A 21,468-nucleotide genomic window follows, 5' to 3' on the forward strand; every position below is an offset into this window, starting at 1 on the left:
CACACCAATAAATTAATACAAATATGAAACGTAACAAATTCACAGTAATGATGATCGGTCTTTCCGCTCTTTTATTTTTTGGCTCCTGCAGCAAGGAAAAAGGCGCTGATCCAACACCAACACCCAGCGGCGATCTGCCAGCAAATGAAACCTGGGTGATCTATAATGCCGCTGCAAACTGGAGCGGTGGTATTTATGCTTTGAAAAACAATAAAGCAAGGGAAATCAATCTTTCTGGTATTCCGTTTTTCCAGGTAAGCAGCTCCCTGGGGGGCAGAACGTTAGGAAAAACGCTTTACAAGGTAAATAGTGCCTCTAATGCACAAGGAATTCTGAAACTTAGCATCAATTCTGAATCAAAAGTTGTAGAAGATAAGTTCCTGCCTTCACTTTCTACAGCATATATCACTAATTATCTTGTGGCAAGTCCAACGGAAGGTTATTACTGGGACGATGTAAGAGGTGGACTAAAAGTGCAGAAATTTAACCCTACTACAATGGAACGCACCGGCGAAATTGACTTTAGCTCACTTTCTGAAGGTCTGCCAGACGAATCTGCAGGACAATTGATCCTCGCCAAGCGTGACGATAAGCTCTACGTAGATTTGCTGCTCGGTACCAAATTAGCTGGCGATTGGCAGGTATCACCGAAAAATAAAGAAGTGGCTATTGCGGTTTATGACCTGACCAATAATAAAATTCTCAATGTTACCAAATTCGGCGGTACTACCAACTTGGGTGTATTTATTGATCACGTGCTTTGGAGTCTGGATGAGAAAACAAAAGACCTTTACTTTGTTGCAGTTGGCGATATGAAAAGACAACCAATCGAATATTCTTCTAAAATACTCCGTATCAAAAGCGGAGAAACACAATTCGATCCAACCTTCTCCATCGACATCAAGAACTACCAGTTCCCTGCAGAATTTAACAGGTTGTTTGTATATGATAGCAAGATCTACACCACAGTTCCCTCTCGCGGTGTATCTTACTATGGCGGCGCACAGCATGGTGTGACTTACCGAAGTGATGTTTGGTATTGGACTCAAATTGATGCGACAACTAAAAAGGCTACACGACTGAATATCCCTGCCGATAGCTTTTACGGTACACAGAACCCTTTCCTGCATAATGGTGAAATCTATTTTCTTTCTAACAACACGACAGAAGGTTACTCGGGTGTAAATCAATATAACCCTGCAACGGGCAATATCAAAGAAACATTTCACTTGAAAGAGAGCGGCAGATTGAATGGATTCAACATCATTACTGAGTAGGCCAAGGTAGTGATGAACTTATATTTTGAAATGCAGGCCTTTGTCATTAAAGATTCTCAGCATCCTGGAACTAAAGCTGGGTGCACGCTTTAAAAATCAGGGGCTACCATGTGTGAAAATCCCTACAGGACAGAAAATATTAGCACTTAGAATGACAAATGGCCATTCTTCATTAATCTGAAAAATAAAAGTTCGATGCAAAAGAGGAAGAGGGCAATCCAAAAAGGCACCCACTTCCTCTTTTTTTATGACTGTCTTGTTTTCAATAGAGTGCCAACTCGCCCTACAGTTGGATGTGCTGCAGATCGACACCAAGATACAGTTCAGGAAACTTATTGGCCGTTTCGGCCGTTGATCAGGTGTTCGATATCGGTCTCCATCGCATACCTATTTTTGAGGAAATAGATAGCTTATGAAGGTATCTTTGCCCCTCCACATTGGAATTTTCATAAAATAAATCAAGATTCATTAAATTATCGATAGCACGCTCTGCAATTGGTTAACGTTCAACACAGCTTTATTCTTGTGTTAGTTCTGTTAGTCTGGATTCCAATATTGATATTTTCCCACCGCATTCGTTTTTGATCGCTCGAAAATCAACGGTATCAATATCGTTGTCCCAACAATAAATTCCTGGTCTTTTCAATTTTTTATTTAAGTCTTGTATTTGTTTTAAGTAGGATTCTCGTTCATCCAGAATGGACCCAACTTGATTTTTTGTAGGCATCTGTAATGGTTTCAACAAATATTTCCTCATATCCTTTTCTCGGTAGAAAACTCATAACTCCATAGCAAAGGCTTTTATTTACCTTTTCAGAGCGGTAACAAATGCTGCATGCTGATGTGTATATTATCTATTACTGATAAGAAGCGGTAATCTGTGCCTTATTACGTTCAGTGAGGTGGAGTTTCTGTGAGAACGAGATGATTCATAGACTGATGCAACAATTCCTCAACAAAACGACTGGGAGTGCATTATAACATAATCGGTAGCTGTTAACCAATATCTTTAAAGTAGATGGTAAACTTGGTACCCTTTCCAAATTCACTTTCTACCAGCATATTTCCACCTGCCGCATTAATGATTTTTTTAGTGAGATAAAGACCTACGCCATCTCCCTCTACGCTTTGGCTGATTCTCCCATAAAGTTCAAATATCTTATCGAAATCTCTTTTTCTAACGCCCTTTCCATTATCTTGAACAGATAAAACAGTGTAACTATCTTCTCTTTTTACCTGAATCCTTACAATTGGAGCCTCTTCTCGATGGAATTTTATTCCGTTAGACACCAGATTGAAGAGGATGCTCCTCAGATTTTTTCTTGAAAACCCTATCGTAGGGACTTCCAGATCTTTTATTATGATGGCGCCCGAAGAACTAATCTTGCCTTCAAGGCTCCAAATGATATTTTCAATTAATTCCGCTAGATCAATCTGTTCAATCGAAGCATCGTTCTCTATCCGGGCAATTACAGCAATATCCTTAACCAGGGAACTAAACTTTTTGATGGAGCTATTGATGATGTTAAGGTAGTCAAGTAGTCTTACATCGCTCAAGGCCATTTTGTTCATTACCGCAATGCTGGTTTCTATATTGCCCAAAGGCGCCAAAAGATCATGGGAAGCAGCATGTATAAAATGGTCCAAATCTTCATTGATTCTGCTCAATGCTTTATTGCGGTCATCGAGTTTTAGCTGGGCATGTTTGAGTTCGGAGATATCGTTGAAGCTTAAGATCGCACCAGTCTGTACCTGATCTGAATCCCTAAGATAGGGCATAGTTACCAATTGGTACCATTGGTTTTCATAAGTTTGAATTTCACGATGGATAACATTTCCTTTTTTTAGTACTTCCCTAATGTCATCGATGATGGTATGGAGTTTTATATTTGTTGAGATGGTATTCAGTGGGAGCCCAATGTCACTTTCCCGAAGATTAATCAGTTTGACTGCGCTGGGAGAGAACTTTACCAGCTGAAGTTCATTGTTTACTAAGAGCTGCCCGTTAATGTTGCTCCTAAAATAGTTGTTCAGGTCATCGGTAAGTTCCAATAATTCCCTGTTTTTAGCCTCATAATCGATGTTAATGGCGTGTAGCTTTTCATTTGCCGATTCCATCTCCTCACTTGTCGAAAATAACTCTTCGTGCTTGGAAAGCAGTTCAGCCATTCTGCTTTTAAAATCCTTGGAAAGGTGCTGAATAATGATATAGCATATTCCATCAAGTGGCGTATGTTCGAAAAACCGTTTTAGTTCTTCTATTCTGCTTGCATAGGCGCCGACAGCTACAATATGATGAGGTTTTTTTAACATAGGTCCATGTAAATTCTAACAACTGGTAACCTAATGGATGGTATTGAGGAAATCAAGATCGAAATTCTTTTCAATAATGGCCTTGACGTTTGCAAAATGTTTGATGCGCGCTTGATAAGCTGGCAAGATGCTATTGGTGATAATGTAAATTGAAATTTTTTTGCTAAGCCTGGGGAAGATCCCGTCGAACTCCTCCAAAAAATCCCAAGCGTTCATCAATGGCATGTTCACATCTAAAAAGATGTAATCTGGTATGAGTTCAGGATTGTCAATATGGCGGGAGAGATAATCCAAGGCTTCCTGAGCGCAGGTAAGGTGTCTTGATTTTTTAAAACGTTCAGAATGATTGAAAAGATCCTTCGCAGTGGTATGGAAGAAAAGATCATCATCGATGACAAAGGAAGTCAATGTTTTTTCTGAATGAAGTGCTCCGTTCAATATCCGGGTCATGCGCAGGATTGGGGCAGATACCAATTCCTGTCCACAACATTCACATTTTGCCTCTACCGCCGCCGCCTCCGCAAAAGAACGTTTGGTTATGACACATGTATGCGCATTAAATATAGAATTTTTGCAGCTGGGACTAAAACAGTAGCAATTGATCTGATAATCTTTTTTCATTCTTGGCCTTCTTCCTTTTTGATCATTTTACTTTTCTTACTATTGCGATGCCACCTCTGCTTTAACCTTGTGGAGTTGCTCATATAGCGAAATAATGTACTCCTGTAATTCAACAATTTTATTGAGCTGAGCGTTAATAGTATCATTTGCTTCTTTCAATGATTCCTGGTGGTCTTTGGATAGTTGCTCAACCGGTAGTATAAGCTCTGAAAGCTGAACATCAAATAACTCGGCCAATTGTTGTAATCGTGAGATACTGACATCAGTCACGCCTTTTTCAATCTTAGAGAAGGCTGCTGTAGACAGTCCTATTTTTTCTGAAACCTCACCTTGCGACCATCCTTTGGCTTGTCGCAGGGTTCTGATTTTTTTTTCTATTCCTAACATAGGGTCATTCTTTTTTGTTACCCCGCAAAATAAGAAGAAATCTGAATTTATCAAATTCATTGAATTAAAGTTAAATTATTTGATTTTAAAATATTATTCTGCAATGGCATAAACGAACTTACACTGTTTATTCACAACAGCATGGATAAAAAAATGTTTAAAATAGAATAAAATTAATTCATAATAATATTGATTTAAGTTATCAATTATGAATTCAGTTTAAATTATCTTTTAAGTTTAATAATTTTTGTTTTAATTAATTTCTTTTATAACCTATTAATAGGGTAAGAATGATGCAGATAATCTTATTACATTGACCGCGTCTAAAACTTGTTACCTTTATCTTTGATCAGCGTTACTACCGTACCGATTGTTTTGTGGATTGAGTACACCCAATTGCACTTTTAACGGTTCAATCCATAGATCTGCCGAAACTTTTTCCTGTAAGCAGATAAAGGTATTTGCGGAGCATGGTTTTCAATGGGTAATACAGATTACCAAAATGCATCTGGCTTAATGCCAAATGATGGTAAGTGTCTATTTTTTTGTTTTCTGGATTAGCTTTTTTGATTTCGAAACATAGTGCCTGATAGGCGCGGTCGGCCAACAACCGCTTTATCAATTGACGATGGGCTGCAAACAATGGTTCTTTTAATAGCTGGGTAAATATTTTCACAAAGACCAGATTTTTGTTCTCCAGGTTATGTGGGGAATAAATGCCTCCATGATGTACGCGATATACCGCAGTTGGCTCATTGATAAAAATGGCATCGCCCTTGAGCAATAAAAAGGCCGAAAGCGATACATCGCCGGTAGGGAAGGCCAATGGATCGTAGGGAAGCTGAGGGTAGATGTTCCGAAATAAAAGCGTACAGGTTGTGATATTAAAGGTTTTCAGGATATCCTCCACATCATATCTGTTTTTCAAGGGCAGACGGGACGACCAATGTTCTTCAAAATGATCTTCATTGTCAATCAAAACTTTTACCTGTGTAAAACAGGCAACTGCCGTTGGGTCATGCTGTAATGCATCAACCTGCTTTTGGAGTTTTTGTCTGTCGATCCAATAATCATCGGCTTCCAAACAGGCAATATATTTTCCCTTTAATGCAGGATAGCAATAATGATAAGCATTTTTATAAGCACCAACATTGGATTCTTGGTAGATTGGTTTGACGATTTGCGGATATAGGGCTTCAAATTCCTGTACAATGGCCCTGGTACGATCGGTTGAACAATCTTCGCCAATAATGATCTCGTAGCTAAAATTGGTTTCCTGTGCAAGTACGCTTTCCAGGCACTGGCGGATGAATTTTTCGTGGTTGTAGGTGATCATCCATATCGAAACCATTGGCTGGCTGTGCTCTTCTATAATCATGCGTTTAAAATAAGCCGCCGTTTAAGTCAATTGAGGCGCCGTTTAAATAAGGAGTTTCGATCATGTATTTAATGGTCGATAATATTTCTGTCGGGTCGCCCAACCGCTTGGCGGGCACCTGAGCTATGATTTGGGTTAGAATGGATTCCGGAACCTGATCAATCATTCCAATATTGAAATAGCCAAGATTGATGTTGTTCACAGTAATGTTCTTAGATGCATTTTCTGCTGCGAGGGTTTTGGTAAGGCCCCATAATGCTGCTTTTGATGCAGCATAGGCACTTGTTCCAGCCACACCTTGTTGCGCTACCACCGATGAAAAATTAATGATACGCCCATAGTTGTTAGATCTCATGATGGGCAATAAGTGTCTGGTCAGATTGAACAATCCTATCAGGTTTGTTTCAATCACTTCTATCCAGCTTTCCAGGTCTGCCTTGTGGGCAAATGCGTTATAGGATATGCCTGCCGCGTTGATCAGGGTAAGTTGATTAATGCCATCATTCTGCGCAATGAAATTTTTGATCTCAGTATCGTTTTTGAGGTTTAGCTTGTAGTAATGTGCAAGGTTTGAATCAGGGATGGTATTGTTGCAAATTCCAATTACATTTTCCTCGCCTCTATTTACAAAATAGTGCAAAAGGTATTTTCCGATTCCCCTTGATGCTCCGGTAATAATTATCATGATTAATTTTTTTAAATAGTCCATTTCATAATGCCTGCACCCCAGGTCCAGCCAGATCCTACTGCGGCAAAAAGTATATAATCGCCAGCGGCTATCTTATTCGTCTTATAAGTCTCGTCAAGAATAATGGGAATGGTGGCACCAGACGTATTCGCGTATTTGTCCAGGTTTACCATTACTTTTTCAAATGGGAGGTTAATTCTTAAAGCCGTTTCTTTTAAAATATTGATGTTTGGCTGATGAGGTACCAGCATTTTGATGTTCGAGATGGTTAGACATGAATCTTCCAGTACCTGATTGATTGCTTCGGGAAGCTTGCTAATGGCGGTTTCGAAAACAGCTTTGCCATTCATTTGGAAATAGCGCAAACCCTCGTCCACTGTATGCTGGCTTACAGGAAATTCCGATCCACCGCCGGGAATGGTAAAATTAAATTTTCCGCGACCATCAGAAAACAATCTGAAATTCATCATTCCATCATTGTTCTTGTTTTCAGACAACACCACGGCTCCGGCGCCATCGCCGAAGAAAACGCAGTCACGACGACTCCAATCGGTAATCTTTGAAAAAGTGTCTGCCCCAATCACTAGTACGTGCTCATAGGTTCCGGCTGCAATGAACTGTGCTGCGGTACTATAGGCAAAAAGAAATCCAGAGCATACCGCCGCCAGATCGAAGGCAACAGCATTGTATGCCTTAATTTTGTCTTGTACAATACAGGCCGTTGAAGGCGCCAATCGGTCAGGAGTAGAAGTGGCTACGATGATCAGATCGATATCTGCAGGAAACAGGCCGGCAGATTCCAATGCATTTATTGCGGCCTTTGCAGCGAGATCACTTGTTGTCTCAGTGGTCACAATCCTCCGCTCTGTTACGCCAATATGATTTCGGATCCATTGATCAGTAGTGTCGACTGTTTTCTCGATATCGGCATTGGTCACGATTGTTGCAGGGAGATAGGAGCCGGTGCCAGCTATCTTCACATTATTTATCTGCTGTTTCATCTGTTTATTTTCATGTTTTTATTGGTCAGATGGAGTCATTGATCATTGAAATAAACATTCCCTTGTATGTTAGCATTTATTTCAATTATGTCTGGTCATAACCCGTTCCTTTTTTTAATCTCCACATAATCTTCATCTGTCACGCTCAAAAGCCATTGGTTGTTCGACTTTCCGTTTTTGAAGAGTCTCTTTCTCATCAGCCCTTCTTTTTGATAACCAACATTTAACATCATGTTCAAGGCGATGGAGTGATTTTCCTGACATTCGGCAGCCAGGCGAACCATTCTCATTTCATCAAAAACAAACTGCATCAACTTCAGCGCAGTTTGCTTGCCATACCCTTTGCCTGCTTTTGTTTGATCGAGTTTAATGCCGCTCCAAAAACAGGTTCCGTTGCGATAATCGATATTTGAAACTGAGGTATAGCCGATGATTTCCTCATTCTCCAGTTCGGTAATGGCATAATAAACAGTAGATTGATCGTCTTTCATGATCAGGTCTTCTACCCATTTCTGGTCGCGTTCCAATGAAACGGGACGAATCGACCCGCCAATTAATTTTTCCATATTTTCCAAGCGCCTTAAATTATTGATGAAATGGGCGTCGGCCAGTTGCAATGGCCTGAATTTAATATTGAACTGCATTAGCTTAAATTTTTAATGATGTCTAAAATCCGGACAAGATCTTCCGATTGATATCGATGGTCTATTGGTATTGGAATGAGATGTTCGCTTAAATATACTTCGGTAGGAAATTGTTCATTTCCCTGTCGCTGTACACATTCATTCCAGAAATTGGGTATAAAAACCAGCAGTTTCCAAAATTGGCGCTTATCCATCAATTTGCCTGGTAAATAAGGATAAAATGATGAAGAGGAATCGACACTTGGTAAAATGGGCAAGTGATTGCTATCCTTTAGCGCTTGATGCAAAAAACCGAAGTTGGCCTTTCTCGAATTTATAGCATGTTGTTCATCTATATTTGATAAAAGATAGCTGCTGAGTTTGGAGATCTGGCTGATTTGTTGCCCATTAAGTGCTTCATTATCCTGAAAAAACGGATATCCTTTTTGCGTTTCGCCATTGAAACGAGCAAAAAGGTGTGCGGTCAAAAAATTTTCATTTGGTTCTAATTGCTCATATATAGATAACCAATCTGTTTCTTTTGGAGTATATAGGAAAGAACCATCTGGCACACCGAAAAATTTTCGGCAGGAGTTAAAGTACCAGGAAACACCGTTGCCTTTTAAAAAGTAAGATTGGGTACAATCGCAAATCAACTTGTCTTTATAACGCTGTGACAGATATTCCGTGTATTTTACCTTGATGTCAAAATAATTGATATACAGCAACATTTCATTAGCAAGCAGTTTTGGTAGTGATTTTATTTCCAGGGATTGATCAATTTCATAAAATGTGTAGTTGATCCCTAGTTTTTTTAAAGGCTCCAGAAGTGCATCGCAGGTATAAAAAGGAACATATACATTAACAGGTTTCAGGTTGTCCAAAATAAATCCCAATGCAGCCCGCCCGCTGTTGAAACGGTATGGAGTATCATGAAAATTTGCATTTCCCTGATGAAGTTCCAGTTCAAAATATCCGCCTATTTCTTTCATGCCGTGATCAGGTTATAAGTCTTCAGCATTTTTGAAATTTGTTCAGCGCTATTGAACATCAGCACATCTATCATGGAAAGTCCGGCAATGAAGGTCCCGTTAAATTGCGTATAGGTAATTTCTCCGGTTTTTAAGAAAACAAGGTCGATTTTATGGGTGCTAAAGTCGTTAAATGAGTATAATTGCTGACCGCCCACTGCATTCATGTAAGTTTCCGCATTTTCCTTTAAACAGATGTCTATTATCCTTTCCTGACCCGAAAGTTGTTCATTTGCATAGCAATTATTAGAATGCGCAAATGTTGTATCAATGTTTAAATAAGCGCTGGTTTTTTTTAAACTGTTCGAAGCAAGTTCGTTAATGGTAAAATTTTCCAATTCAAGAAAGCAGTTTTTAATCAGCGGTAAAACCTGATCATAAAATGGAGCTCTTCGGTAAGCCTGTTCAAGCGTTTTAAAAAATTTTACGCACCAATGTGGATAGCTGCGCGGGTCTATGAAAGTATCGGCAATATGCTTGAAAGAACTTGCTTCTTTTAACGGAATAACATATTTAAATGCACTATGGTTGAGTAGGAATTGGTTTCTGTTGATCCAGCCTTGCTTGATGTAATTCACATCATCATATATAATGAATTTATCTACTGATGAGATCAGCTGATAGTAGCCGATATATGGAAATACATAAGGTTGCATGATTCCTAAGCGCATTTTTTTGCAATTGATTTGGTGTTAACGATACTGTTAATGATCTTGTCCTGATCTTCAGTTGCCAGTTCATAAAATAGCGGCAGGCAAAGTACCCTTGATGCAATGGATTCAGCAACCGGGCACGGGGCATAATCCACATAGGGCAATTTGTTGAGCGATGGGTTAAAGTATCTTCTTGGTATAATGCCTTTCGCATTCAGATCAGTGACCGCCTCCAAAAGCTGTTCTTCACAAGTGAAAACCACAGGAAAATAAGCGTAGTTGTAGCTAACGTTGCCATCTATTTCCAATATTTGTAAATCGTGGTTTTTCAGGCTTTCTGCGTAATGCTCCCATACCTGCTTCCGTTTTAGGAGGATGTCATCAATATATTTCAGGTTGCACAGACCCATTGCAGCATGCATTTCAGAGTTTTTTGCGTTGATGCCCATGGTATAATAATCTTCTCCAATGTGTCCGAATTGCCTGTAAAGCATTAATTTTTCAGCAATAACCGGATCTTTAGCCACCATGCATCCTCCTTCTCCTGTATGAAACACCTTAGTGGCGTGAAAACTACAGGTGCTCACATCGCCATAATTAAAAACCGAATTACCGTTGTATTGGGTGCCAAAGGCATGGGCCGCATCGTAAATCACTTTTAAACGATGCTTGCTGGCAATTTTTTCTATTGCAGCAATATTGCAGGGGTGTCCATATACGTGTGTAGCAAGAATGGCCTGGGTTTTAGGTGTAATTGCTGCTTCGATTTTATTTTCGTCAATGCAGAAATTCCGGTCATTAATGTCCACAAAAACAGGTGTGCAGTTTTCCCATAGCAGCGCAGTTGTAGTGGCCACATAAGAAAAAGGGGTAGTGATGACCTCTCCTGTAATCTCCAGAGCCTTAAGAGCAAGCTGCAGTACAATTGTGCCATTCGCGGCATAAAGCAGATGGTCCAAATTGAGATATTTCTTGAGCAGTTCTTCCAGTTCATGCGCCAATTCTCCGTTATTGGTAATCCAGGCCTTATCCCAGGCTCGTTTAAGCTGAGTTGTATACTCCTCAAATGGAGGAAGGAATGTTTTTGTTACGTTGATCATAGCGGTAGGTTTTGATTTTACTGAAAAGAATGGGCAGATTCCCGAGAGCTTCAAGTTTGAGGATATAGGAGATGAACAGATAGCACAGGTTAAAACAACCTGCAAGAAGGATGATGTTGAGCCAGTTGCTCTGATCGGCAAGCAATCTGAGCGGTAAATAGCTGATCGCAATTGCAAAGACTGCGGTAAAAAAATAATTTGAAATAATTTTAAGCTGTGGCAGCAATTTTACCGCTATCTCCTTGCTCACAAAAGCAGCATTTATAATGAGACATATCACATTAGCAACAATAAAAAAATACAGAAAGCCTTTCAGTCCGAAAATAAATCCGAGCATATAAACTGGCAGGAAAAGCAGTTTCTTATATACTTCCAATCGTAAAAAGGCTTTGGAATTACCTACTCCCGAAATCACATTGCACATTAAACTGCTTACAGGCCATACAAAACCCACGATTGACATTAACTGGAAAAGTTCTGCAGCATATTGCCATCTGGTAGTAAAAAGCACCAGGAAAAAATATTTGGCTATCAAAAACAGCGTCCCGCTCAAACCAATTGATACAAAGCAAATGATATGTAAATAACGTAGATACAGGTCATTCAGAAATGGTCTATTGTCTTGATTTTTGGCGATATAAGGAAATATAGCGCCCATGATACTGTTCACGGAGAGCTGTCTCACGAAATTATCCATACTCTGGGCACGTGTATAAAAACCTAGGGTGCTGGTAGAGAATATTTTGCCGATAATAAAGATGTCAAGTCGGGCATAAATATTATCAAGCAGGCCTGATGTGAACATCCTGCTTCCGTAAGCCCACAATGGTTTGATCGATCTTAAGCTAAACATCCTTATTGGGAACCATTTGGCATAAATGAAATTGGTAACCAACATCACAATTGAAGTAATGATCGATTGAGCCACCAAACTCCAGATTCCGTAACCACTATAGGCCATTACAATACCTATGGTGCCCCCAACAACCGAAGAGACAATGTTCAATATGCTGTTAAGCTTGAATTTTAACCGTTTATAAAGGATTGCCGATGGCACAAGATTCAATCCGTTGATTAAAAAAACGATGGAGAGCACCTGGAATACCGGACGAATCAAGGATTCTCTGTAAAAATAAGATAGGGGATATGAAAGTGCATAGCATACGGCTGTTAATAAAACTGCAATGCCCACATTAAGGTAGAACACGGTCGAATACTGAACATCGGAGATCTCTTTGGTTTGAATGATTGCCCTGTTAAATCCCAGGTCTAAAAACAAATGTGCGATCATAATGATTGCCATCGCCATTCCCATTACCCCAAATTCCGAAGGAGAGATCATTCTGGTCAGCATCACTGTAATGCCAAAGCCCATCAGCTGCACCGAAAATTTACCCATAAAATCCCAAATGATGTTTTTGAACATGACGCCTTTACTAGTTTATTCCATTATTTTGTGATAGCTCCGCATGATTAAGATGCTGATTGTTGCAACCAGCAGGGCGATTCCCATTCCTGTTAATATTCCTTTTAATCTTCCTATCCGGTCGTTTGGCAGGGGTAAAACCGGTTCGTCGATAACCTGTATCAATGGTGTTTCCCTCATTAGCGAGCCTTTTGCTATTTCTAGATTTTTAACTACCTCTGAGTAAATTGCACTAGCTGCCTGTACATCAACCTGTCTCTTTTGTGATGGAACCCTCAAGCTCTGCATGATCGGGTTTGCATTCGGATAGATGTCTAGTGCCGCTGCGGTACCACTGATCGAAGCATTGAGTGCCCTGCGAACGCTGTCTGCCTGTTTTTGTAACAGTACAAGATTTTGCACCATGCCCTTGGTCTTGGTCTGGATATAAAAGGTGTTAACATTATTTACAATGGTTTCTGTAAATGCCTTCGCAAAAAGAGGGTCTGGGGCTTTCACTTGCACACTAACGATGGTTAATTTTTTATCTGGCTTGCTTACCGTGAGGTAATTTTTATTGAGGTTTTCTACAATCGCACTGATGATACTGTCTTGCTCTACCTTGAAATCCTTTTTCGGAATTGCAAAGCTGATGCCCTTCATCTTAGGACTGTCTGCCCAGGCCAGATCCAGTTTGTTCATCTGAATATACCGGTCAATCAACAGCTGCTGCCTGCCTTTAAAAATTGCAGGAGATAATAATGTCCTTTCGATCATGGAACGGGATTTATAAAGTTCAATGATATTGTCGCCCTGGAAAAGGCCACTACCTCCATTGACATCTATTCCTACTATAGAAGCTAAAGCAGAATATTGCCCCAATCCGCTATTTCCACTTTTTCCATTGTCCTCAAGAACGAACGTACAGACTGCCTTGTAAGTTGGCTTGCGAAAGCTTGTGTAGGCAAGCCCAATTATCCCGCCTGTCAGCATTGCAAATCCTATTATTTTCCATCTCGCAAAAAGATGTCTGCGCATGTTGCCAAAGCTGTTGATCCAGTTTTTTAACGATATTTCGTCGGCTGCAAGTGGTTGTTGTGGTGAATTCATCATCCCAATTATTTGCTAATGGTAACAATGCCAAGAACAATTGCGGCCAGTGAAGCCAAACCACCGGCTACGCCGAAAATATCCTGAAGCGTGTTGTGCGTGCGCACAGGTTTTTGAGGTACAAAAATTTCACTCCCAGGTCGCACCGAAGGATAGATTTTAAAAAACAGAAACTTTTGTGTGGATCTTACTGTACCGTTCGGATAAATAATATAGGGTTTCTTTGTCCATGCATTTTGAGAAAAACTACCTGCATTGTCAATATAGTCTCGTAGGGATTTTCTTTTTACATAAACGATGGTGCTGGGAAAAAGCACTTCTCCATTTACCTTCACAACCTGTTCAGATTTTGGAACGCTGATCACATCCTCGCCCTGCACGAGCAGGTCTATTGATGATCCCGGCCGTTCCAGTATTTTTTTAAGGTCTATGCCTACAAAGTTATTTCGAAGGCTTTGCTCAACATTTATGGTTTGTGCCACGTTTAACCTATTGATTTGTTCTTGTCTATTCTTCAAAATTTCATTTACATCCATCTTTTGCCTGTCTACGCCCAAAATATTTTCACGTTTTAGGGTAGCTCCCTCTATGTTGGCAAGTACAGTGAGGCCGCCTGCCCTTTTAATCAGGTCTGATATTTTTTCATCCCTGTTTTTAATGGCGTAGGTGCCTGGGTAGGCCACTTCGCCAATCACTTTTACCAACCGCTGTTCTTCATAACCCGGAAGGCTGAACACCGAAATGATATCAAACGGCTCCAGGGTAAAATTGCTCTGATCGGCGGTTAGTCTACTGGAAGAATTTACGGTAAAAACAGTCGCGATGGCGGTGGATGTAGAGAGTGGATCCGCATTTTGTACCCTGCGTGCCACTTCAATCCTTACCGTGCTTGCGCCCGTGGCAAATCCACCGGCAACGAAAATCAGGTCTTCCAGTTTCATCCGCTCTGCAAACGCATAGGTTCCGGGATTTCGGACCTCTCCGTTAATGCTTACCTGATATTTATCCCTTAGATCGAATATGGAGGCTATGGTTATGACATCCTCCCGCAGTAAGGGAATAAGTTCCTGCTTGTTGATCACGTTCTTTACATCGAAAGAAATGAGTTCGGTAGTGTTATCGGGTCGAAGCCTGGTAATTGTGCCCCGCTCCATAAAAGCGTCTTCCTTAAGGCCTTGCGCCTTTGTAATGAGCATTGCCAGTGATAATCCTTCTTCCAGTTCGTAGCTCCCAGGTCTGAAAACTGCACCAAGTATGGTTACTCTGTTATCAAACCGGTCAATAATGCCTTCGGCAACAAATTTGTCGCCCCTTAGAATTTTATAGGATGCAAAATTTTCTTCCAGAACGTCAGTGATCCGGCGTTGCTGGTTGGCGATTTGAGAAACCTTGATCCTGGCCGTATAAGCGCTGTCAGTAAATCCGCCAGCAAAACTGATCAGTTTTTCAAGTGTTTCTCCTGGTAGTACCTCGAAAAGGGCCGGTATTTTTACCTCTCCGGAAAATTCTACCCTGGCGCTGTAGGTGGGAACCCTGATAATGTCCTGGTCTTGCAGGTTAATATTGTCTTTTTGGTTGCCGCTCACCAGAAAATCGTAAACATCCAATTGTCTGATGATCTTGTTGTTTCTGATGATTTCGATTTTTCTGAAACTCCCATTTGCACTGGGTCCACCGGCAGAATAGAGTGCATTAAATACAGTGGCCAATGATGGGAGTGTATAAGTGCCGGGTTTTTTTAACTGACCAACCATGATGACCTTTATGCTTCTGATATTGCCGAGGTTTACCTGCAAACTGGTTCCGTTACCAATGGAGTATTTACTGGCGACCAATTTATTTCTGATCAATGTAGTGGCCTGTTGGATTGATTTGCCGGCAACGTTGATGATGCCTGTACCGGGAATGTTAATATTCCCCTCAGGAGACACGTCCAGCTTCCAGTTAGCCTGAGATTGGCCGTATACTGTAATGTTCAATTGATCGCTAGGACCCAATATGTAGTTTGTGGGCGTAGCCAGCGTCATATTGGGTTCGAAACGAATGTTGTTACTGGCGAAGAGGTCTGCTCCAAAAATTGGCAGCCGCTGATTTTGCATACCTATTGCAGTAGCAGATGGATTGATCAGGCTGTCTGTCTGATAATTTAGCTTTCGTTTGCCGCTTGTATCCACGGTGTCCATGGCATTCATGCGTATGCGGCTGATCCTTATTCGCAGTTTTTCGGTTTCTACCGCGGTCATTCCATTGGTTTTTGCGTTTGCTAAAACCTGTTCATCGGTTAGCCCTGCGGCTCTCGCCTGGGCAAGTAATTCTAAAATTTGGCTGTCAGCTAAGGCATCAACGTTTACAGTTTGAATTTGCTTTTTTTCTTGTGTATAGCCGGCGGGGGAAAAGATAATAAAAGTGAGCAGCGCAATTATAACGCTGCGTAAACATAGCTTCATATTTATGATGAAAAGATTAATTATTAGGTGTGTTTTTATACTTTGAATAGAATATAACGTATTTAAATGATAATAGTTTTTAAAATAGTTAAAATATTAAACTTTAGTATAAATAAGAATATTTATTATTTTAATAAAACAATGTTATTTAATTAATGTTTACATGATTATTGTTTAAGTTAAATTATTCAATTTAAATTGATAAAATTACTTATTCGAAAGATAAATTACACGCTTATGAAACACCGTTATTCACATTTGTTACCAGGACTCACTCTTATAAGTGATATTATTCTACTTAATGTCGCATACTGTTTGGCTCACGGAACTTTGTCTGGAGAACATCCCCGGATGATGTTGATCAAGACATTGTGTTGGGTGTTACTTTCGCCGCTCTTTAAGATTTATACAACGCCGAGGCCTTTATTGCTCAAAGAAAACATGTTCAGGTTTTCAGAGGTCTTGTGTTGCCATTTGATCATTATATTTTCACTTATCTATGTCACCAAATATTTTGATGTACTTTCTTACAGATTATTTGCAACATACCTGGTATTTATAGTACTGGTAAGTTTGCAGCGCCATTACCTATCTATTTTTCTGGATTATATAAGAAAGAAAGGCTTTAATGGCCGTAGGATTCTGATTATCGGAGATGAAGAGGTGGCTAAAAGATTAAAGATGCATTTTGATGATCGCCCTGCCTATGGATATGATATCCTTCCAACCATATTCGAACAAAATATGGCTTATGGTTCTCATGAGGTACTGGCCAAAAAACTGTTGGACCAAAACGCCCATGAAATATTTTTCTGTTACAAAAAGATTGATGCAACGCTTGTTAGCTTCTTGATTTCGTTTGGCGCACAGCATAAGATTAATATAAAGCTGATGTCTGATGTTGTTTTGACTGATCGGAGCGCAAAGATCATCAATTACGATACACTGCCTTTGTTGCATCTGCGCAATTGCTCAGGATTGGGAAAAACCGAAATCCTGGCTAAAAGAGGTTTCGATATTTTATTTTCCTCGTCTCTGATTATCATCGCCTCGCCTTTATTCGCCATGCTTTACTTGATTACCAAGCTTACCTCTAAAGGTCCTGCTTATTACACTCAAGAGCGTATCGGCCTAAATGGAAGACCGTTCCGGATCATCAAGTTCAGAAGCATGTATATCAATGCCGAAGAGATGGGACCACAGCTTTCAAAACACGGAGATCCAAGAATTACCAAATGGGGACTATTGATCAGAAAGACACGTTTAGATGAACTTCCACAGTTTTTTAACGTGCTCAAAGGTGAAATGTCTGTTGTAGGGCCAAGGCCCGAGCGCATTCATTTTATTGAAAAAATCGCTCAAATCGCACCCCACTATAAATTGCTCCAATGTCTAAAACCGGGAATTACTTCTATTGGACAGATCAGATATGGTTATGCCGAGAATGTGGAACAAATGTGCGAGAGGTTGGAATATGATCTTATGTATCTGCAGGATATCAGTTTCAGGTCAGATGTTGGTCTTATTCTGAATACAGTAAGGGTAATGATCCAGGGTAAAGGGAAATAATTAGTGAACAAAATTTGAAATCGATATGAATAAATATGATTATCTCATCGTTGGAAGTGGACTATTTGGAGCCGTTTTTGCACATGAGGCACATAAAAGAGGCAAAAAGTGCCTGGTAATAGATAAAAGAAACCATCAGGGCGGTAATGTGCATTGTGAAAAAATTGAGGGTATCAACGTTCACAAATATGGCCCGCATATCTTTCATACCAATGATAAGGAGCTTTGGGACTATGTAAATTCATTTGTTGAGTTCAATAATTTTGTGCTTACTCCGCTTGCCAAATATCAAGATCGGTTATATAACCTTCCTTTTAACATGAACACATTTTATCAGTTATGGAACGTGCAAACCCCAGCAAAGGCGAAAGAAAAAATACAATCTCAGGTGGTTAATCCCATCAATGGAGAAGCAGCTAATCTGGAAGAACAGGCACTCTCTCTTGTTGGTACAGATGTTTATCAAAAATTGATAAAGGGATATACGGAAAAACAGTGGGGAAGAAAAGCCACAGAATTGCCTGCATTTATCATCAAAAGACTTCCGGTAAGGTTTACGTTTGATAACAATTATTTTAACGATCGTTATCAGGGAATACCTGTTGGGGGATACAATAAACTGATGGATGGGCTGTTGAATGGGATCGAAGTGAGGCTTGAACAAGATTACTTTGCAGACCGGGGCCACTGGGACAGTGTTGCAGAACACACCGTGTTCACTGGAAAAATTGATCAGTACTATGATTTTAGGTTTGGACAGTTGGAATATAGAAGCCTCAGGTTTGAAACGGAAATTCTCGATACAGATAATTTTCAGGGCAATGCCGTGATCAACTACACCGAAAGGGAAGTACCCTATACACGTGTAATAGAGCACAAGCATTTTGAACATGGTAAACAGGAGAAAACCGTTGTCACAAAAGAATATTCACAAGAATGGTCAGCCGAAAAAGAACCTTATTATCCCATCAACGATGAAAAGAATGATCAAATCTTCAGGCAATACCAACAATTGGCCCGGAACCAGCCAGAGGTAATTTTTGGTGGGAGGCTTGCCGAGTACCGGTATTACGATATGCACCAGGTGATTGCTTCGGCACTGAAAAAGGTTTCAGACCACTTTATCGATCTTGATGTTACACATTTGTCTTTGACCACCAGTTCTCCTTTAAATTAAAATTATGGTATCAGCGATAATTTTAGCATTTAATAGGAAAGAAGAAGCGCTAAAAACAATAGGAAAACTTGAAGAATTACGTCAATCGTTACCTTTTGAGCTTGAAATCATTATTGTAGACAATGCTTCAAAGGATGGAACATCAGCCGCAATTAAAGAAAGGCACCCGGATTTAAAGTTAATTTCCAGATCCATAAACAATGGCATAGCAGGATGGAATGATGGTTTCGCGGTTGCAAAGCACGAATACCTTTTGGTGTTAGATGATGATAGCCATGTGCACAGTGGATTGGATAAAGCAATAAAGAGACTGGAAGATGATCCTACGATTGGGATTTTAGGGTTCGAGACCACTGATGAAAACTTGAAACTTGATGTATATCTGGCGGAGGAAGATGCCTGGAAAGATAAGCAGGATGTTCCGGGGTTTATTGGTTGTGGCGCCATCATCAGAAAGGAATTATATGATAAAATTGGTGGCTTTGCAGAGTGGATTTTTGTATATACTCATGAATTTGAATACGCCATAAGATGTTGGAATGCGGGGTATAGAGTGAGTTTTTTTGCCGAAGGATATGTAATTCACAGAGTGAGTAAACTGAACAGATCTTTTAAAAGACTGAGGATTTTTGGAACCCGGAATGAGCTGGCCATTATCTACAAATATTTTGATAAGGATAAAAGCAAATTTTTGTTCCGTATTGTGATGAACAATTTAAAATTTATTAAAAGAGAAGGTCTTTTATCTGGATATTATGTATTGCAGGGCGTGGCTGAATATTTTAAGTTAAAAAAGGAATTAACGCGGACACCGGTTAGACAAAAGATACAGGATTTTTATGCAGCCAATTTTTGGGCCACAAAGCCCATACTCACCAATTTGAAAAAAAGATTGAACATATAATGCAAACCATGAAAGATTTCCCGCTGGTCTCCATTGTGATGTGCTCCTATAACGGCGCAAAATATATTGATGAACAAATGGATTCCTTAGTTAATCAAACCTATCAAAACCTGGAGATTATTGTGGTGGATGATAAATCCACTGACCATACCATCGCGAAAATAGAGGAGTGGATGAAAAAGGATTCCCGTATTTCGCTCTATAAAAACGAGGAAAACCTGGGCTATAACAGAAATTTTGAAAAGGCCATTTCCTTGGCAAAGGGAGCATATATCAGCTTGTCAGATCAAGATGATATCTGGTGCGAAAATAAAATTGAACATCTTTTATCGCTTTTTGACCAGGAGGATGTCGTATTGGTTCATGCCCGTTCTGTCGAATTTGTAGATGGGAAATGCCTTTATCCAAAAGTAAAATTGTTAAGAATGTTCCATGGAAACGATCCGAAAAAACTTTTTTACGATAACCAGATTGGCGGGCATAGGATCATGTTCAAACATAAATTGGTAGACCGGATCATTCCAATTCCACCCAATATGTTTTACGATTGGTGGATTGGGGTAGTAGCAACCTGTAACGGGTCAATCAATTCTTCTGAGTCGTTTTTGGTCAAATACCGTATACATGATGCTAATAGTCACATTAATGTTCCCAAAGCGGTAAAAGCAGCACATATAGATCATATTGAGGCCTGGAAATGCTTTTTGACCATCGAAGAAATGAAGCAGGATGATAAATTGTTCCTGAAAAATCTGATCACGGTTTTTGATGAACATAGAAAAAAGAAAAAACTTTTTGATCATAAGCTGTTTTCCTTTCTTTTCAAAAATCGCAAAATCGTATTTGCAAACCGGAGGAGGTTGGTAAAAGACTTTTTGTTCCTGAAATTCCTTTTTTACTATACAATCGTGAAATTTTAAACTTGATATAATCACAATCATAAACTATTATTATGGATTTATTGAATCAAAATATTGACCTAACAACACTTGCGGCAAAAAGTAATGAATACCTGGAAACCCCGCCATTTCCAAACATAGTTTTCCATGATTTTTTTAATCCGCAAATATTGGATGAGGTACTGCAAGAGTTTCCTGATCTTTCTAAAAGAAAAGACATTGAACGATTTAATGATCACAATCAGATTAAACTGGCAACCAGGGGCGAGGCCAGTTTTGGAGAAACCACCAAGCGTCTTGTTCATTTTCTGAACTCCGAACCCATGCTCAAGTTTTTGCAAACATTAACCGGAATTGACGAGCCGCTTATTCCTGATCCGTATTTTGAAGGCGGTGGCTACCACGAAATAAAGCCGGGAGGGGTTTTGAAAATACACACCGATTTTAGTACAAACAGCATCACCAAATTAGATAGAAGGATAAACCTCCTCATTTATTTGAACAAAGACTGGGAAGAGAGTTATGGTGGCCACTTTGAACTCTGGAGCAAGGATATGATCAAATGTGAAAGAAAAATACTCCCGACATTTAACACAGTCGCCATTTTTTCAACAATTCCCTTGTCACATCACGGGCACCCCAATCCATTAACCTGTCCGCCAGATCGAAGCAGAAAATCTTTGGCGTTGTATTATTACAGTAACGGTCGCCCGGCAAATGAGATCAGTGAGGATAAGCTGACCACGTTCAAAGGACGCAAGGATGTCGGGAGAGATGTGATTCCAAAAACCACACGGGAGATTATCAGGGATTTTATCCCTCCTATTATATTGAAGGCTTTAAAATCCAGAAAAAATTAAGTCATCCCATCAAACAAAATTTTAA

At 39.8% G+C, this 21,468-nt stretch carries 19 protein-coding genes; 6 read left to right on the forward strand and 13 right to left on the reverse strand.

The genetic code is table 11. The features are described 5' to 3' along the window. Positions 1 to 23: 23 nt before the first annotated feature. Positions 24 to 1,277: a hypothetical protein gene (locus tag DU508_RS16250; RefSeq protein WP_233509655.1), complete on the forward strand. Its 1,254-nt coding sequence runs from the start codon at positions 24 to 26 to the stop codon at positions 1,275 to 1,277. A gap of 996 nt (positions 1,278 to 2,273) precedes the next feature. Here DU508_RS16250 and DU508_RS16260 read toward each other — a convergent pair. The 13 genes from DU508_RS16260 to DU508_RS16320 all read right to left on the reverse strand — a co-directional run bounded on the left by DU508_RS16260 (position 2,274) and on the right by DU508_RS16320 (position 16,034). Beyond that, positions 2,274 to 3,590, reverse strand: coding sequence for a sensor histidine kinase (locus DU508_RS16260; protein ID WP_115403850.1), 1,317 nt, complete (start codon positions 3,588 to 3,590; stop codon positions 2,274 to 2,276). Positions 3,591 to 3,620: 30 nt separating this feature from the next. Beyond that, complete coding sequence (locus tag DU508_RS16265; protein WP_115403851.1) at positions 3,621 to 4,211, reverse strand: response regulator; 591 nt, start codon at positions 4,209 to 4,211, stop codon at positions 3,621 to 3,623. Between the two features lie 39 nt (positions 4,212 to 4,250). Further along, a complete protein-coding gene (locus DU508_RS16270; protein ID WP_115403852.1) occupies positions 4,251 to 4,658 on the reverse strand; it encodes a helix-turn-helix domain-containing protein in 408 nt (135 codons plus the stop codon). 352 nt (positions 4,659 to 5,010) lie between these two features. After that, positions 5,011 to 5,976, reverse strand: a complete 966-nt coding sequence (locus tag DU508_RS16275; protein ID WP_115403853.1) for a glycosyltransferase family 2 protein — start codon at positions 5,974 to 5,976, stop codon at positions 5,011 to 5,013. Between the two features lie 4 nt (positions 5,977 to 5,980). Next, entirely contained in the window at positions 5,981 to 6,661 is a 681-nt protein-coding gene (locus DU508_RS16280) for an SDR family NAD(P)-dependent oxidoreductase (protein WP_158542191.1), read from the reverse strand. Positions 6,662 to 6,672: 11 nt separating this feature from the next. Then, complete coding sequence (locus tag DU508_RS16285) at positions 6,673 to 7,665, reverse strand: beta-ketoacyl-ACP synthase III (RefSeq protein ID WP_199562729.1); 993 nt, start codon at positions 7,663 to 7,665, stop codon at positions 6,673 to 6,675. A gap of 95 nt (positions 7,666 to 7,760) precedes the next feature. Continuing rightward, positions 7,761 to 8,309, reverse strand: a complete 549-nt coding sequence (locus DU508_RS16290; protein ID WP_115403855.1) for a GNAT family N-acetyltransferase — start codon at positions 8,307 to 8,309, stop codon at positions 7,761 to 7,763. Further along, a complete protein-coding gene (locus DU508_RS16295; RefSeq protein WP_115403856.1) occupies positions 8,309 to 9,280 on the reverse strand; it encodes a hypothetical protein in 972 nt (323 codons plus the stop codon). Before DU508_RS16295 ends, DU508_RS16290 begins: the two co-directional genes overlap by 1 nt. Next, positions 9,277 to 9,990, reverse strand: a complete 714-nt coding sequence (locus tag DU508_RS16300; protein WP_115403857.1) for a WbqC family protein — start codon at positions 9,988 to 9,990, stop codon at positions 9,277 to 9,279. Before DU508_RS16300 ends, DU508_RS16295 begins: the two co-directional genes overlap by 4 nt. Beyond that, entirely contained in the window at positions 9,981 to 11,072 is a 1,092-nt protein-coding gene (locus DU508_RS16305) for a DegT/DnrJ/EryC1/StrS family aminotransferase (RefSeq protein WP_115403858.1), read from the reverse strand. Before DU508_RS16305 ends, DU508_RS16300 begins: the two co-directional genes overlap by 10 nt. Beyond that, complete coding sequence (locus DU508_RS16310) at positions 11,035 to 12,498, reverse strand: lipopolysaccharide biosynthesis protein (RefSeq protein ID WP_115403859.1); 1,464 nt, start codon at positions 12,496 to 12,498, stop codon at positions 11,035 to 11,037. The genes DU508_RS16305 and DU508_RS16310 overlap by 38 nt, the downstream gene beginning before the upstream one ends. 15 nt (positions 12,499 to 12,513) lie before the next feature. After that, positions 12,514 to 13,590, reverse strand: coding sequence for a Wzz/FepE/Etk N-terminal domain-containing protein (locus tag DU508_RS16315; RefSeq protein ID WP_115403860.1), 1,077 nt, complete (start codon positions 13,588 to 13,590; stop codon positions 12,514 to 12,516). A gap of 5 nt (positions 13,591 to 13,595) precedes the next feature. Beyond that, positions 13,596 to 16,034, reverse strand: a complete 2,439-nt coding sequence (locus DU508_RS16320; protein ID WP_115403861.1) for an SLBB domain-containing protein — start codon at positions 16,032 to 16,034, stop codon at positions 13,596 to 13,598. Positions 16,035 to 16,271: 237 nt separating this feature from the next. Here DU508_RS16320 and DU508_RS16325 point away from each other — a divergent pair, with 237 nt between their 5' ends. Genes DU508_RS16325 through DU508_RS16345 form a run of 5 tightly spaced genes read left to right on the forward strand, consistent with a single transcriptional unit; the run spans position 16,272 to position 21,443 of the window. Further along, a complete protein-coding gene (locus DU508_RS16325) occupies positions 16,272 to 17,603 on the forward strand; it encodes a sugar transferase (RefSeq protein WP_115403862.1) in 1,332 nt (443 codons plus the stop codon). A 25-nt stretch (positions 17,604 to 17,628) separates the two neighbouring features. Next, positions 17,629 to 18,780: a UDP-galactopyranose mutase gene (gene glf / locus DU508_RS16330; RefSeq protein WP_115403863.1), complete on the forward strand. Its 1,152-nt coding sequence runs from the start codon at positions 17,629 to 17,631 to the stop codon at positions 18,778 to 18,780. A 4-nt stretch (positions 18,781 to 18,784) separates the two neighbouring features. After that, positions 18,785 to 19,684, forward strand: coding sequence for a glycosyltransferase family 2 protein (locus DU508_RS16335; protein ID WP_115403864.1), 900 nt, complete (start codon positions 18,785 to 18,787; stop codon positions 19,682 to 19,684). Between the two features lie 8 nt (positions 19,685 to 19,692). After that, on the forward strand, positions 19,693 to 20,604 hold the full coding sequence (locus DU508_RS16340; RefSeq protein ID WP_158542192.1) for a glycosyltransferase: 912 nt from the start codon (positions 19,693 to 19,695) through the stop codon (positions 20,602 to 20,604). Positions 20,605 to 20,636: 32 nt separating this feature from the next. Continuing rightward, on the forward strand, positions 20,637 to 21,443 hold the full coding sequence (locus tag DU508_RS16345) for a 2OG-Fe(II) oxygenase (RefSeq protein ID WP_199562730.1): 807 nt from the start codon (positions 20,637 to 20,639) through the stop codon (positions 21,441 to 21,443). Positions 21,444 to 21,468: the final 25 nt, after the last annotated feature.

It is taken from the genome of Pedobacter chinensis, from assembly GCF_003339865.1.
Lineage (GTDB): Bacteria > Bacteroidota > Bacteroidia > Sphingobacteriales > Sphingobacteriaceae > Pedobacter > Pedobacter chinensis.